Here is a 14,037-nt window from a genome sequence, read left to right as displayed (position 1 = left end):
ACTGGCGTGGGAATGCGGTTCCAGACCCGTGACGGCGTGGGTCTACGATCTTCAAGCGCCTCGGGGCCGCCGACGAGATATCGGTCGTACCAGCGATAGAAGGTGGTCTTCGGAATACTGTTTGCGGGTCGCACGGCGAATGTCCTTTATGACCTTCTCACCGTGGCTCTGCTTGGTTCCGGGTTTCTTTCTCATCTCCACTCCTTGGCGGTTACGATGAGCCAGAAACCCTCTCTTATCAAATCGACCTAAACTGTCCCATGGGCGCTGACGTCAGACAACTCAGAGGTTCAAATCCTACTCTCGAAAACAAAAACACTGAGCAAAAACAAATGTTTACGCGCCGTCTCAGGGCGGTGTTCTTATTTGCGCCAACACTTCTGGAAGCACTGTGGAAGCAACGAGAGGAAACTTCTTTTCGTAACTAGCCACTCACCCCCTCAGCTCTTTTTTGCCAACTTCTGTGCTTCGCCCACGGTGACCTTGCCGTGACGACCGATGGAAATCCTCTCCTTAGAGCGTGTTGAAGCATTCAGGGAACGAACAACTGGTTCGGCGAACTGCTGTCTTTGGTATCAACTATTTTGGTAATAAAACGATAGCCTGCGGCTTGACCCGCTTGGTGGACGGGGAAATGGAGCGGCGCGGATGACTTGATCTCTGGCGGCGCGTTCGATTTCAGGTGAGCCAGAGCTATCGACGATATCAACCCAAGCCAGTGATCCATCAGGATTAATTTCGAAGAATACCTGCGCAAACCCGCGGACAGGGACATAGACGACGGGCGTTTGATTGAGGTGGACCAGGACTTGTCCGGCATAGTTAGTGGTATCGGAGTTTCCAACGCCGCGACCCGAGGTTTGATTTCGGCCACTGCTGGCTCGGAACGGGTCAGCCCCTTCCTTTTGATAAAGGCTAAGCGGCGACTCCAATGTCTGCGTAGGGTTGCGCAAGTTATCGAAGTTACTGAACCCATCAAGTGATTTTGGCGTATCCGTTGCGGGCCTTCTGTCCGGGAGGCGGGGGCGTTTGGAAACAGATACGGCCTGATCGGAAGGCGCGGCTTGTTCTTCTGGTGGCTCGTTTGTTGGCTCATCGACCGAACTTGGGATTTCTGGTTCGACTGCAGTACTCTCGAGTGGAGGGACCGGCGCTGTTGAGCCGTCTGTGGGCGGTAACGCTGCCAAGCGCTCGGGTTTCGGGTCGACCGCTGACGTTACGGAGGTATCTGCGTCTGTGGCTGGTTCCGGATTGGACGGGGCGACCGGTTCGGTCGGCACCTCTTCCTGTAGCTCTGATCGTGGGGCGACGGGCGCTCCGACATCTGGTGAAGATACCTGCTGAGGATTGGGGGAAGCGACGAGTGTTTCGCTGATCGGGATGTCGGCAGTATTGGGCTTAATAGTGTCTTCAACCGGGGGGTCGGGTGTTTCAGCAGATTCCGGCTGCACCGGGTCCGTCGTGTTGTCGTTGAATTCCTCGAATGTGTTGCCAAGCTCGATCAAACTGACCGATTCCTCATTGGCCCGCAGTTCTGGCAGACTGGAACCGTAGAAACTGATCCCAAAGATATGCAGGACAAGCGAAAGCACACCCGCCAACGCAGCGATGGCTGCTGACTTCCGGATCATTTTAAAGCCTGCTGGGTCACGAGGTACACAGATGGCGCCCCATGCCGTCGAAGGGCACCGGTTACCTCCATCAATCGTTGGCCTGAAACATTGCGGTCGGGGACAATCCTGACGGGTCCGTCATCATGGCTGGCCATAAAAGCCTCAGGGTCGGTTTGCACCCCACGAAAACTGAGGATGCCATCAGCGTTCAAGACAAGCGCATCGGGCGGGTCGCGGCCTTCGAGTTCCGATGTGTCGACAAGCTGAAGCTCGGGATCAAGCGGTGGTGCCAGGGTGCCTGCAATCAGAAAGAAGATCAGCATCAGAAAGACGACGTTGATCAGAGGGATGGTCGAGTCTCGTTTGCGGCTTGGGCGACCAAAGCGGATCATCGGTCTACTCCAACACCGTGACGGTCAAGCCATCGCGGCCACGCAGCCTGGTCAGCAAATCAACAAGCCTTTGGGCGGACGTATCGGCATCAAGGCTTACCAGAGCCTGACCGGTTCCGATCAGCGCGGACAGCTCATCCAGCGTCAGCGTTTCGCCATTCAAAGTCACGCGCTCTGCACCGATCTGAATGAAAATCCTCTCCACCGGCTCAGCCGAGGCTAATGCTCCTGAGGTTGCGCTGCTGATTTCGATTTCCGCGAACTTTGAGAAAGTTGAAGACAACATGAAAAACAGCAACAGCAAGAAGATGACATCGATGAGCGGGGTCATCGACATCGGGCGTCTTACAAAGGGCGCCGTGTTACGCATGTTCAGCGTTCAGAATCTCGGTCCTGCCTGAGACGGGCTGGTTCGAGTTGTTCGGGACCAGAACCGTGCGCAGTGCTTTGTCCGCAAACACCCGTTCCCGGGCAGTTCGGCTTTCAAACCAAGACAAGACCATTGAAGTCGGCATTGCCACCGCAAGGCCAACGGCTGTTGTTACCAGAGCAACCCAGATGCCACCTGCCAACAATGAGGGATCGACAGAAGACCCGGCAGACTGAAGGCTTTGGAATGCATTGATCATTCCCAAAACTGTTCCGAACAATCCAAGCAGGGGTGCAAGCTGGGCGACCGTATCCAAAAGCCGAAATCCGCGCTCCAGCCCGGCCAGTGCCAATCCAGCTTCGGCATCCAGTCGAGCGTCCAGATCAGGAGTGTCCGGCGCGTCCATGGCGGCTTCGACAAGCGGTGCAAGATAGCTGCTGCTCTGAGCGAGGCGCGCGCGTGCAGTGGCTCGATCTCCAGCATCCCAGGCCTGCAGCGCTTGTGACAGAACCTTGTGCCGCCCTACGCCACAGGCTGCGAACTGCCAAAGCTTGTAAAGAGTAACTGCTACGGTCAGGACCGACATGACAATAAGGATAGCCACAACGGGCCCGCCAAGGGTCAGGATCTCTCGAAGAGAAGAGAGAATATTCATCCAAGCAACTCCACTTCAATCCGGCTGCTGAGCGTTAGGGTCGATTGACAGATGTCGCTCTGGGAGCCTTTTACCACGCATGAACTCGCGCCATTGATCAATGCGCGCCCAACAGTCGTGCAAGACATCTCTGGCAGATCGAACTGACGGACACGTGGGCGATCCAAAGGTAAGTCGCGAAAATCAAAAAGCGAGAGGGTAACGACACTGCCTTCGGTGTCAAATATCACCGTCTCGAATACGGCTTCATCGATAGTGGTTCCGGATTGGTTGGTCACCAGAAAGGTCAATCTGCAGGCACTACCAACGTCTTCCAAGGCATTGAGCTCTAACGAAATCTCAGCGGCAGGTGCCTCAGCGGATTGGGCCAGAGCTGCAAAAGGAAGCAGGCATGCGAAACAGGTAAGCAGGACACGGAGAGATCTCATTGAAGGCACCTATATGCTTGGGCGAACCGCGATTGCCCGCGTTGTATAGCCGACAATGGTCCTCTCATACCTGATAGTACAATCAGTTCAAAGGAGCGCTGAAACGATTGTGAATTCGACCATGTTCGAAGTCATATTCGAGTAAACCATTTAGCAAAGTGACGTATAATATGGCAAAATGACGGAAAATTACCTCATTTCGTCAAGATACGATCTGCAATCCGAACAAGTCGCCCTTCATAATCAAAAGAAACACAGAATGGAGGCGCGTTTTGAGCTGGAATATTTGCGTAGTCGGGGCGGGGAAGATCGGTCAGATGATCGCGACTTTGCTGAAAACCTCGGCACATTACACGGTGACTGTTGCCGATCACGATCTTGCGGCCCTGTCAGCATTCAAGAAGCGGGGCATTTCTACGCGGCAGATTGATGCCAGCGATAGCGCGGGCTTGGAGAAAGGCCTTAAAGGGTTTGATGCGGTGATCTCTGCCGCGCCGTTCTTTCTGACACCGGCGATTGCGAGCGCAGCCAAAACTGTTGGGGCGCATTACTTTGACCTGACCGAAGATGTCGCGGCCACCAACGCGGTGCGCGAGCTGGCGCAGAACAGCGAGACGGCATTTATGCCGCAATGCGGGTTGGCCCCCGGGTTTGTCGGGATTGCGGGCGCTGCGCTGGCGGCCGAGTTCGATGAAATCGACAGCCTGCATATGCGGGTCGGGGCGTTACCGCTCTATCCGACCAACGCGTTGAAATATAACCTGACTTGGTCAACTGATGGGCTAATCAACGAATACTGCAATCCATGTGATGCCATTGTGAATGGCGAGAGGGTCAAGACCGCCCCCCTCGAAGATTATGAGCTGATCGGCGATGACGGAGTCGAGTACGAGTGCTTCAATACATCGGGCGGGCTGGGCACCTTGCCCGAGACGCTAGACGGTAAGGCGAAGGCGGTATCCTATCGCTCGATCCGCTATCCGGGCCATCGGGATATCTTGCGCTTGTTGCTCAGTGACCTGGGACTAGAGCGTCGCCGCGATCTGCTGAAAGAGATTTTTGAAACGGCCCTGCCGCGCACCGATCAAGACGTCGTGCTGGTTTATTGCACAGCAAAGGGGATGGTTGATGGCACGTTGCGTGAGAAATCCCTGATCAACAAATCTTTTGCGCGCACCATCGATGGACAAGTCTGGAGTGCGATCCAGGTCACCACTGCCGCAGGTGTGTTGGGTGTCGTTGATCTGATGCGGACGGGGGTTCTGCCCTCGCAAGGTTTTGTCCGGCAAGAGCAGGTAAAGCTTGCCGATTTCCTGAACACCGAATTTGGCCGGCTTTATCGCGCCGGTGACGTTACTGAACAAAACAAGGCGGCCTGAGATATGAAAGACGTTGTAATGACTGCTGAAACCACGCTTGCGAATTTGGACCTGACTGCAGCAGAGCTGACCGGTGGGTCGCTGCGGGTGACCTCTCCGATAGATGGAAGCTTGCTGGCCGAGGTTCACGAAACTCCGGTTTCCGAGATGGGGGCCATCTTTGCCCGCTCGAAAGCGGCGTTCAAAGCATGGCGCGTTGTGCCGGCACCGCGCCGGGGTGAGTTGATCCGCCTGCTGGGCGAAGAGCTGCGGGCCGCCAAGGATGACCTTGGCGCGCTGGTCAGTTGGGAGGCAGGCAAGATCACGTCGGAAGGTCTGGGCGAAGTGCAGGAGATGATCGACATCTGCGATTTCGCCGTCGGTCTGTCGCGGCAGCTTTATGGTTTGACCATTGCTTCGGAACGCCCGGGCCACCGGATGATGGAAACGTGGCATCCGGCGGGACCGGTCGGTGTGATCACCGCCTTTAATTTCCCTGTTGCCGTCTGGTCCTGGAACACGGCGCTGGCGCTGGTCTGCGGGGACCCGGTGATCTGGAAACCGTCCGAGAAAACGCCTCTGACCGCGTTGGCTTGTCAGAAAATCTTTGAGCGGGCATTGGCCCGGTTTGGCGACGCCCCCGAAGGGCTGCTGCAGACCCTGATCGGTGGTGCCGATCTGGGTGAAGCGCTGGTTGCCAGTGAGGATGTGCCGATCATCTCAGCCACCGGCTCGACCCGGATGGGCCGCGCGGTTGCGCCGATTGTGGCACAGCGCTTTGGCAAGTGCATTCTGGAGCTCGGCGGCAATAACGCGATGATCGTTGGTCCGTCGGCTGATCTGGAAATGGCGGTGCGCGCGATCGTGTTCTCTGCCGTCGGGACGGCGGGGCAGCGCTGTACCACTCTGCGCCGGTTGATCGTGCATAATGCGATCCGCGAAGAATTGGTGGCACGTCTGAAGAAAGCCTATTCTGGTCTGCCCATCGGTAACCCGCTGACCGAGGGCACATTGATTGGGCCGCTGGTGGATGAAGCTTCGGGCAATGCGATGGCCGCAGCACTTGAAACAGCAAAGGCCGAGGGTGGTGCTGTGTTCGGAGGTGAGCGTGTGACCGAAGGCGTGCCGGGCGGTGTTTACATGCAGCCGGCCATCGTCGAGATGCCGGGCCAGACCGCGACGGTGAAGACCGAAACCTTTGCTCCGATCCTCTACGTCATGGGCTATGACGATTTTGCCGAGGCGATCGATATCCAGAACGACGTGCCACAGGGTTTGTCGTCCTGCGTTTTTACACTGAACATGCGCGAAGCCGAGCAATTCCTAACAGCGGCCGGGTCGGATTGCGGGATTGCCAATGTGAACATCGGCCCGTCCGGGGCCGAGATCGGTGGCGCATTTGGTGGCGAGAAGGAAACCGGAGGCGGGCGCGAAAGCGGATCAGATGCCTGGAAAGCCTACATGCGCCGTCAGACCAACACGGTAAACTATTCAGCCGAGTTGCCATTGGCGCAAGGTGTCAAATTCGACATCTGAACTCGAATGTCCGGCGGCACCTGATCGTGCCGCCGGATTCAATCAGCGAACAGGTAATCCAGTTGCATGATCGCTTTGGCCTTATCGGCACTGATCCCCAGAAATTCCGCGATAATCACCTCATTCTCCGAACGTTCCGCCGCCTCACGCAAATGGAACAGCCCATCATTCTGGGTGCTGCGGATCAATTCGGATTCGTAAGCCAGCGCATTGCGAAGGGTCGGTAGCAGACGTGCAAGAGAATCCTGTGAGCTGTTCTGGCCCGCAAGACCGACGCGATAGGCATGGCCGGTCAGATATTCATCTGAATAGGCACATTCGATTTCCAGAACACGTGTTTGGGCCTGATCTGCACAGAAATCCTGAATGACGTCCAGATTGGCCGGATCTACGCAGAGTACCAGCCTGTCGCTTTGGAAATAATCGAACAACATACGTGCAACGGCCCGCCGATGGCGCGACCGCTTAATCAGGGTCGTCTCGATTCCACCCAAATCGGGCAATGGCGTATCCTGCTCATCATAGATGTATTCGATACAGGGAATGGGGGTTTCCGACGCGATCTGGTCAACAAGCCGTTTGGCGACATGCCACTTCTTGCAAACAATCAGAAACGCCTGCCGCTCGGGGCCTAACGTATTGCCGACCTCCCAAAAGCGCTGAGCGAAACGTCGTCCTACCCGACCGCGACCGGCAAGGAAGTGATACAGATTACGCCCTTCGTCCGAGATGTGGAACGTGACCCCTTCGCTGGCATAAAGCTGACCCAACCGTTCCTTCAACTCATGGGCCTCGGGGCTGATCTTGCGAGCGAACAGGTAGTTCTGCCCCAACAGCATGTCATAGTGATCATTATAGAAGGTGACAGGCATGCCATAGTCGGAAAACACCAAAAATGTCAGTGTACGGTTTTCGATTTCCTGCTTCGGGACGAGGTGGCGAACAAGCGTCTGAAAGAACGTCTCGTCCGGAATCCAGGTGGTCGAGAAAAACCGGACCACATCGCGGCGTTGGCGCAGGAAGTCCAGAATCATCTCGACTGTGCGACGGCGCAGGCACCACCACTGGCTACCGATCTTGACCTGCAGGTCTGCAGGTATGCCGCGGGTCAGACCGAAACGCTTTTGCATTTCGTATGCGGCATAGAACAGGCGCGGCTGATTGCGTTCGTTGAAATAGTGACGATAGATCAGCCGGTCTTCTTTCATTCCGGTCTTAATCCAATTGCTTTCGAAGAAGTCATGGCTTTCGATGAAATCCATGTCGCGTTCATCAAGAAAGCTGTGCACATACTCGGCGGTTTTAATTGCCATGCAATCGCCGGACAGCATGTAAAAATGGGTGACCCTTGGGAACTGATCCACCGCCGCCTGTAATGCATGGAGCGTGGCCTGAACCAGTGACCATTCGCCCCATCCGCATTTGATCCGCTTCGTTGCAAATGTGACATTGCGGTTATCTTTCAGGGCGTCGCGTATCTGCGCATAATCCGTATCGTTGGCGCGGGCGTCAAAATGGATCGCCATACAATCGCCGGCAGCCGTCAGCTGACGTGCCTGCGCAATGATCGCGTCAGGATCTTTGTGGCACAGCAAGATATAGGCAATCTTTGCCATTTGCGTCTCGTAATTCCCCGTTTCTGCCCAATTGCAACCGTGATACTGAGGATGAGCGATTGAATAAACAGAATATTTTTGGTTCTTTGGGTCAAAATGCCGGAGTATCAATGCGATAACTGGCTAAGGAGGCGCAGTAGATGGGTTTTCCCGGAACGTGGATGACCGAAAGTCAAAGCATGGTCTACCGTGTTGTGCCGAAATGCGCCTGTTCGACGATCGGGCAAATCATGTATTTCTCGGATCATGGCAGCTTCTTTGATGGTGACATTCACGATGCCAAGGACGGAATGCACAAGTGGGCCTTTGGTGCCAGTCAGGATCCGATTGCCAGAAATGTTCGATCGCACCAGTCCTATACGTTTACCTGCGTGCGTAATCCCTACACACGCATTCTCAGTTCCTTTTTTGACAAGATCTGCGGCATCCAGCGCAACGGCAAACGCTATCGCGGCAATCTGGTGCCAACGCTGATTTACAACTATGGAATCGAAGTCGGGGGTGACGACGGCAAGGGCGAGTTTGACCAAATTGCCAGTTTCCGCCGGTTCCTTTTATTCGCACGCGACACGATTCGTTGGCGGCGTCCGATGGACCCCGACATTCACTGGTCGGCCATGTCTGGCCATGTCTCGACGCTGATCGCTAATGGCGGGCGATATGATCGTATTTTTTGGACCGAGAAGTTCAACGATGGGATGCAGGGTGTGTTGGACAATCTTGAAACCTCGCATCCTGTGTCTCTGTCCGAGATCCCGCGCTTTAACGAATCCGAAGGCCATGGGCCAAAACGCGTGCATCCGGTCGAGGATTACTTTGACGATTTGTCGATGCATCTGGTCTACGAGATCTACAAACAGGATTTTGAACTGTTCAAGTATGATTTCGAAAATCCCGCCAACAAAATGCCGACGGGTGAGATCGATCTAGATGAGATTCACGCCAAGCTGGGTGATTAAGACGCTCGAAGAGTGAGGCTCCCGCCCATCGTCAATGTCTCTTGTGAGACATCTCCTCTGGTTGGGCCCGGCGCCGCGCAAAGCGCGGCTCCGGGCCCAAATTCCGAAAGTGGAATCGGCGTAGCCGATTCCATGTATCGGGTGCAGGAGTGTTCGCTCACCCGCAGTGCTTAGACCTGACGGACGGCACCTTTTGCGGCACTGGTCGTCAATTTGGCATAGGCTTTTAGCGCGGTGGACACTTTACGCTTACGTGGTGCAACGGGCTGCCAGCCCTTCTCGTCCTGCTCTTCGCGCCGCGCGGCCAGGTCTTCGTCGGAGACCGCCAGATGGATGCTGCGGTTGGGGATGTCGATCTCGATTTTGTCGCCGGTTTTCACCAGCCCGATCTCGCCTCCTTCGGCGGCTTCGGGTGAGACGTGTCCAATCGACAGGCCGGACGTGCCGCCCGAGAAACGACCGTCAGTCAGCAGCGCGCAGGCTTTGCCCAGCCCCTTGGATTTCAGATACGAAGTCGGATACAGCATTTCCTGCATTCCCGGCCCACCACGCGGGCCTTCGTAGCGGATCACCACCACGTCACCTTCCTTGACCTTGCCGGTCAGGATGTCATTGACAGCCTGGTCCTGGCTTTCGCAGACATAAGCTGAGCCTGTGAATTTCAGGATGTTCTCATCCACACCCGCAGTTTTCACGATACAGCCGTCGCGCGCGATATTGCCGAACAATACTGCCAGACCGCCATCCTGGCTGAATGCGTGCTCTTTCGAGCGGATCACGCCGCCTTCGCGGTCAGTGTCCAGCTCCTTGTAGCGGTTCGACTGGCTGAAGGCTTGTGTAGTACGCACGCCGCCGGGCGCCGCTTTGAATAGGTCCTGAGCCTTCGGGTTGTTGGCGACTTTGATGTCCCAGTTGGCAATTGCTTCGCCCATGGTGCCCGAATGCACTGTATGGCAATCCTCATGCAGCAAGCCTGCGCGGCTGAGTTCACCAAGGATCGAGAAGATGCCACCAGCGCGGTGGACGTCTTCCATGTGCACGTTTTCGATGTTGGGCGCGACTTTGCACAAACAGGGCACTTGGCGGCTCAGGCGGTCCATGTCGGACATGGTGAAATGCACTTCACCTTCGTGCGCGATGGCCAGCAAATGAAGCACCGTATTGGTCGATCCACCCATTGCGATATCCAAGCTCATGGCATTTTCGAACGCGTCGAACGTGGCGATTTCACGCGGCAAAAAGCCTTTCTCGTCCAGATCATAGTGGCGCTTGGTGATCTCGACGATGCGGCGACCAGCTTCCAAGAACAACTCTTTACGGTCGGCATGTGTGGCCAGGGTCGAGCCATTGCCCGGCAGCGCCAGACCCAGTGCTTCGGCCAGACAATTCATCGAGTTCGCGGTGAACATGCCCGAGCATGAACCACAGGTTGGACAGGCGTTTTCTTCAATGTGTTGCACCTGCTCATCGGTAAATCGATCATCCGCTGCGGCAACCATCGCGTCGACAAGGTCGATCTTCTTGGCGTCCAGATCGGCGATGTCGATCTTGCCCGCCTCCATAGGTCCACCCGAGACAAAGATCGCAGGGATGTTCAGACGCATGGCCGCCATCAACATGCCGGGCGTGATCTTGTCGCAGTTCGAGATACAGACCATAGCGTCCGCGCAGTGGGCGTTAACCATGTATTCAACAGAATCCGCAATCACCTCACGCGAGGGCAGCGAATACAGCATCCCGTCATGGCCCATGGCGATGCCATCATCGACCGCGATGGTGTTGAACTCTTTGGCGACACCGCCAGCGGCTTCAACCTCACGCGCAACCATCTGTCCCAGGTCCTTCAGGTGGACGTGACCGGGTACAAACTGGGTGAATGAGTTGACGATGGCGATGATCGGTTTGCCGAAATCGTCGTCTCCCATACCGGTGGCGCGCCACAGGCCGCGGGCACCGGCCATGTTACGGCCATGGGTGGAGGTTCTGGATCGGTACATTGGCATGATGCTGTATCCCTATTGCCCAAACTGCGATATTGGGTGTGTACGTTATAGCGCACGTATCATATGTACGTTATAACGCACAAGACAAATCGCAGGGCGCGGCTATGGAATCGGACGAACTAACGCTGAAACTAAGGGATGTGCGGGCGGCATCCGGGCTGAGCCTGTCAAAAGTCGCGGAACTCACCGGGGTCAGCAAAGCTATGCTGGGCCAGATCGAGCGTGGCGAATCAAGCCCGACCATCGCGACCCTGTGGAAGATCGCGAAGGGTTTCCAGCTCCCGCTGAGTGCATTGATTGGTACTGCTGCAATGCGTGACACGACAGATGCTGATGTGTTCAGTACCGTGAGATTTCCGGGAAGTATCGAAGTCAAGATTGTCTTTCCTTTTGATCCCGCATTGGGGGCCGAAACATTTCATGTCGAGTTGTCACCCAATCAAAGCCACGAATCTCCGGCCCATGCAGCAGGCGTAACCGAAGAGGTTTTTGTTCTGAGCGGAGCTTTGGACGTGCTGCGAAATGGAAATTGGGTTCCGCTGCAATCCGGTCAAGGGTTGCGATTTTCTGCGGATGTGCCGCATGGATACCGCGCTGGTGATCAGGGAGCTGCTTTTCTAAATATGCACCACTATTCGCAACCAGCGGAAGTTTCAGAATAGGAAAACCCCATACAATGACTGCACTACTGGACAGTTTGACCGTCGTCGATGCCATCGGCTCATTCGGGGCTTTGATCGTTGTTGCGGCATATTTTGCGACCCAGATGCGAGTGATGAACTCGGAGGATCTGGCCTTTCCGCTGGTGAATCTTATCGGTTCGGTGCTGATCGTGTTCTCACTGCTGCAGAACTTCAATCTTGCGTCCATGCTGATCGAAGGCTTCTGGATCATCATCAGCGTTATTGGGATCATCCAGTATTATCGCCTGCGTCGTTTGCGATAAATCCAGTGTGGTCGGGACGCTAGCGCTATCCAGCCTTGAACCTGCATCCTGCCAAGTATAGGGAAAACCCAAGCTCGCTTAGGGGAGGCATAGATGCAGGACGATCCAAAAACCCTCGTTTCTACCGAATGGCTTGCCGCACATCTCAAGGATCCGGATCTAAGGATTCTGGATGGGTCGTGGTACCTGCCGCAGCAAGCGCGAGACGCCAAGGCAGAGTATGACGCTGCCCACATCCCTGGTGCGCGGTTCTTTGATATTGATGAGATATCCGACCATCGTTCCGACTTGCCGCATATGGCACCTCCGGTCGAGAAGTTCATGTCGCGCCTGCGCGCGATGGGCGTTGGCGATGGCCATCAGGTCGTGGTCTATGACGGTGCGGGGCTGATGTCGGCGGCGCGGGTCTGGTGGTTGTTCCGTCTGATGGGGCAGGACAATATTGCCGTTCTGGATGGTGGACTGCCCAAATGGCAGTCTGAAGGGCGCGAGATCGAAGACCTGCCCCCCATTATTCGCGACCGTCATATGACGGTGCGGGTTCAAAACCACCTTGTCCGCGATGTGACGCAAGTTTCATCAGCCGCGAAGCTTGCGGATCACGAGATCATCGATGCCCGCTCGGCGGCCCGTTTCGTCGGGACCGAAGCTGAACCGCGCGAGGGGTTGCGCTCGGGTCATATCCCAGGCTCGCGCAACGTGCCTTTTGGAATGCTGTTGAACAAGAATGGCACGATGAAGTCGCCCGATGACTGCCGCGCGGTTTTCGAAGATGCCGGCGTCGACTTATCGAAACCCGCGATCACATCCTGTGGCTCTGGTGTGACTGCCGCAATTCTCAGCCTTGCCTTGGAACGCATGGGCAAGAAAGACCACTCGCTATATGACGGCTCCTGGGCTGAATGGGGTGCCTTCCCAACCCTGCCCGTCGCAACCGGAGAGAACTGATGTTCGAGAACCTTAAACCGCAGCCAGCAGACAAGATTCTGGCGTTGATGCAGATGTACCGCGACGACCCACGTGATCAGAAGATCGATCTGGGCGTTGGCGTCTACAAGAACGCCGAGGGGGTCACTCCGGTGATGCGCGCGGTGAAAGCAGCTGAAAAGCGTATTCTCGAAGAGCAGGAGAGCAAGGCTTATACCGGTCTGGCTGGTGATCCAGCCTTTGCGGACGCGATGATCGACTTGATCCTCGGAAATTCTGTCCCGCGTGGCAACATTGCAGCCGTAGCCACCCCCGGTGGTACCGGAGCCTGTCGTCAGGCGTTTGAGATGATCCGTATGGCCAACCCCACCGCGCGTGTTTTCGTGTCGAACCCCACTTGGCCAAACCATTTGTCGATCCTGAACTATCTAGGGATCGAGATAGTCCAATACCGTTATTTCGACGGAGAATCGCGTGGCGTCGATTTCGACGGTATGATCGAGGACCTGAAAACTGCCAATGCAGGCGACGTGGTTCTTCTGCACGGCTGTTGCCACAACCCAACGGGTGCCAACTTAAATATGGTGCAATGGCAAGAGGTCGTGAACCTGATCAACGCACGTGGCCTCGTCGCAATGATCGACATTGCCTATCAGGGCTTTGGCGACGGTCTGGAAGAAGATGCGCAGGCAACCCGTCTGGTCGCATCGTCAGTGAAGCGCTGCCTGATCGCGGCGTCTTGTTCGAAGAACTTCGGCGTCTACCGCGAACGCACCGGCCTGCTGATGGCGATCAGTGACGATCCGGCACAGACTGCACTGAACCAGTCTACGCTGGCATTTTTGAACCGCCAGAACTACTCATTCCCGCCTGATCACGGCGCGCGGGTGGTGACGACGATCCTGAATGACGATGCTCTGCGGGCAGATTGGGCGACCGAATTGGAAGATGTCCGCCTTTCCATGCTGGGCCTGCGTCAGCAACTGGCTGATGAGCTGCAGAGCCTTAGTGGATCGGATCGATTTGGATTTATCGCCCAGCATCGCGGCATGTTCTCGCGACTGGGGGCCGCGCCAGAACTGGTTGAAAAGCTGCGTGCCGATCACGGCATTTACATGGTCGGTGACAGCCGTCTGAACATCGCTGGTTTGAACGCCAATACTGTGCCCATTTTGGCGCAGGCGATTGTAGATGTCGGCGTCTGAGCGATATCTTTGAATGAAGGAAAACCCGG

At 55.9% G+C, this 14,037-nt stretch carries 14 protein-coding genes; 7 read left to right on the top strand and 7 right to left on the bottom strand.

Annotation, left to right across the window (positions count from 1 at the left end; all coding sequences use genetic code 11):
• Positions 1-575: 575 nt before the first annotated feature.
• From ACR0AW_RS20420 to ACR0AW_RS20400, 5 genes are read right to left on the bottom strand one after another with little or no spacing between them, the layout of a single operon-like run.
• The gene (locus tag ACR0AW_RS20420) at positions 576-1,631 is read right to left on the bottom strand and encodes a TonB family protein (protein WP_170734183.1); all 1,056 of its coding nucleotides are present in this window, start codon (positions 1,629-1,631) and stop codon (positions 576-578) included.
• Positions 1,628-2,005: an ExbD/TolR family protein gene (locus ACR0AW_RS20415; protein WP_170597127.1), complete on the bottom strand. Its 378-nt coding sequence runs from the start codon at positions 2,003-2,005 to the stop codon at positions 1,628-1,630. The genes ACR0AW_RS20420 and ACR0AW_RS20415 overlap by 4 nt, the downstream gene beginning before the upstream one ends.
• A gap of 4 nt (positions 2,006-2,009) precedes the next feature.
• Positions 2,010-2,336 (bottom strand): biopolymer transporter ExbD, encoded by a 327-nt coding sequence (locus tag ACR0AW_RS20410; protein WP_170613597.1) that lies wholly within the window; start codon positions 2,334-2,336, stop codon positions 2,010-2,012.
• Between the two features lie 31 nt (positions 2,337-2,367).
• Positions 2,368-3,030, bottom strand: coding sequence for a MotA/TolQ/ExbB proton channel family protein (locus ACR0AW_RS20405; RefSeq protein ID WP_170734182.1), 663 nt, complete (start codon positions 3,028-3,030; stop codon positions 2,368-2,370).
• Positions 3,027-3,458, bottom strand: coding sequence for a hypothetical protein (locus tag ACR0AW_RS20400; protein ID WP_170395121.1), 432 nt, complete (start codon positions 3,456-3,458; stop codon positions 3,027-3,029). Before ACR0AW_RS20400 ends, ACR0AW_RS20405 begins: the two co-directional genes overlap by 4 nt.
• 272 nt (positions 3,459-3,730) lie before the next feature.
• Between ACR0AW_RS20400 and ACR0AW_RS20395 the strand changes: the two genes are divergently transcribed.
• A complete protein-coding gene (locus ACR0AW_RS20395) occupies positions 3,731-4,837 on the top strand; it encodes a saccharopine dehydrogenase NADP-binding domain-containing protein (RefSeq protein ID WP_170734181.1) in 1,107 nt (368 codons plus the stop codon).
• Between the two features lie 3 nt (positions 4,838-4,840).
• The gene (gene amaB, locus ACR0AW_RS20390) at positions 4,841-6,352 is read left to right on the top strand and encodes an L-piperidine-6-carboxylate dehydrogenase (RefSeq protein ID WP_480439636.1); all 1,512 of its coding nucleotides are present in this window, start codon (positions 4,841-4,843) and stop codon (positions 6,350-6,352) included.
• A 38-nt stretch (positions 6,353-6,390) separates the two neighbouring features.
• Here amaB and ACR0AW_RS20385 read toward each other — a convergent pair whose 3' ends face one another.
• A complete protein-coding gene (locus tag ACR0AW_RS20385; protein WP_170734180.1) occupies positions 6,391-7,968 on the bottom strand; it encodes a DUF5928 domain-containing protein in 1,578 nt (525 codons plus the stop codon).
• 140 nt (positions 7,969-8,108) lie between these two features.
• Here ACR0AW_RS20385 and ACR0AW_RS20380 point away from each other — a divergent pair, with 140 nt between their 5' ends.
• Positions 8,109-8,927, top strand: coding sequence for a sulfotransferase family protein (locus ACR0AW_RS20380; RefSeq protein WP_170734179.1), 819 nt, complete (start codon positions 8,109-8,111; stop codon positions 8,925-8,927).
• Positions 8,928-9,097: 170 nt separating this feature from the next.
• Here the strand turns inward: ACR0AW_RS20380 and ilvD are convergent, their stop codons facing one another.
• Entirely contained in the window at positions 9,098-10,930 is a 1,833-nt protein-coding gene (gene ilvD / locus ACR0AW_RS20375) for a dihydroxy-acid dehydratase (RefSeq protein ID WP_170408716.1), read from the bottom strand.
• Between the two features lie 104 nt (positions 10,931-11,034).
• Here ilvD and ACR0AW_RS20370 point away from each other — a divergent pair, with 104 nt between their 5' ends.
• The 4 genes from ACR0AW_RS20370 to ACR0AW_RS20355 all read left to right on the top strand — a co-directional run bounded on the left by ACR0AW_RS20370 (position 11,035) and on the right by ACR0AW_RS20355 (position 14,008).
• Positions 11,035-11,592: an XRE family transcriptional regulator gene (locus ACR0AW_RS20370; RefSeq protein ID WP_170395136.1), complete on the top strand. Its 558-nt coding sequence runs from the start codon at positions 11,035-11,037 to the stop codon at positions 11,590-11,592.
• Positions 11,593-11,606: 14 nt separating this feature from the next.
• The gene (locus tag ACR0AW_RS20365; protein WP_170395139.1) at positions 11,607-11,876 is read left to right on the top strand and encodes a CBU_0592 family membrane protein; all 270 of its coding nucleotides are present in this window, start codon (positions 11,607-11,609) and stop codon (positions 11,874-11,876) included.
• A 93-nt stretch (positions 11,877-11,969) separates the two neighbouring features.
• Positions 11,970-12,824 (top strand): 3-mercaptopyruvate sulfurtransferase, encoded by an 855-nt coding sequence (sseA, locus tag ACR0AW_RS20360; protein WP_170734178.1) that lies wholly within the window; start codon positions 11,970-11,972, stop codon positions 12,822-12,824.
• Positions 12,824-14,008, top strand: a complete 1,185-nt coding sequence (locus tag ACR0AW_RS20355; protein WP_170408714.1) for an amino acid aminotransferase — start codon at positions 12,824-12,826, stop codon at positions 14,006-14,008. Before sseA ends, ACR0AW_RS20355 begins: the two co-directional genes overlap by 1 nt.
• Positions 14,009-14,037: the final 29 nt, after the last annotated feature.

The sequence above is a fragment of the Ruegeria sp. C5 genome, from assembly GCF_056537605.1.
The sequence above is the reverse complement of the archived record's forward strand: the minus strand, read 5'-3'. Positions and strand labels throughout refer to the sequence as shown.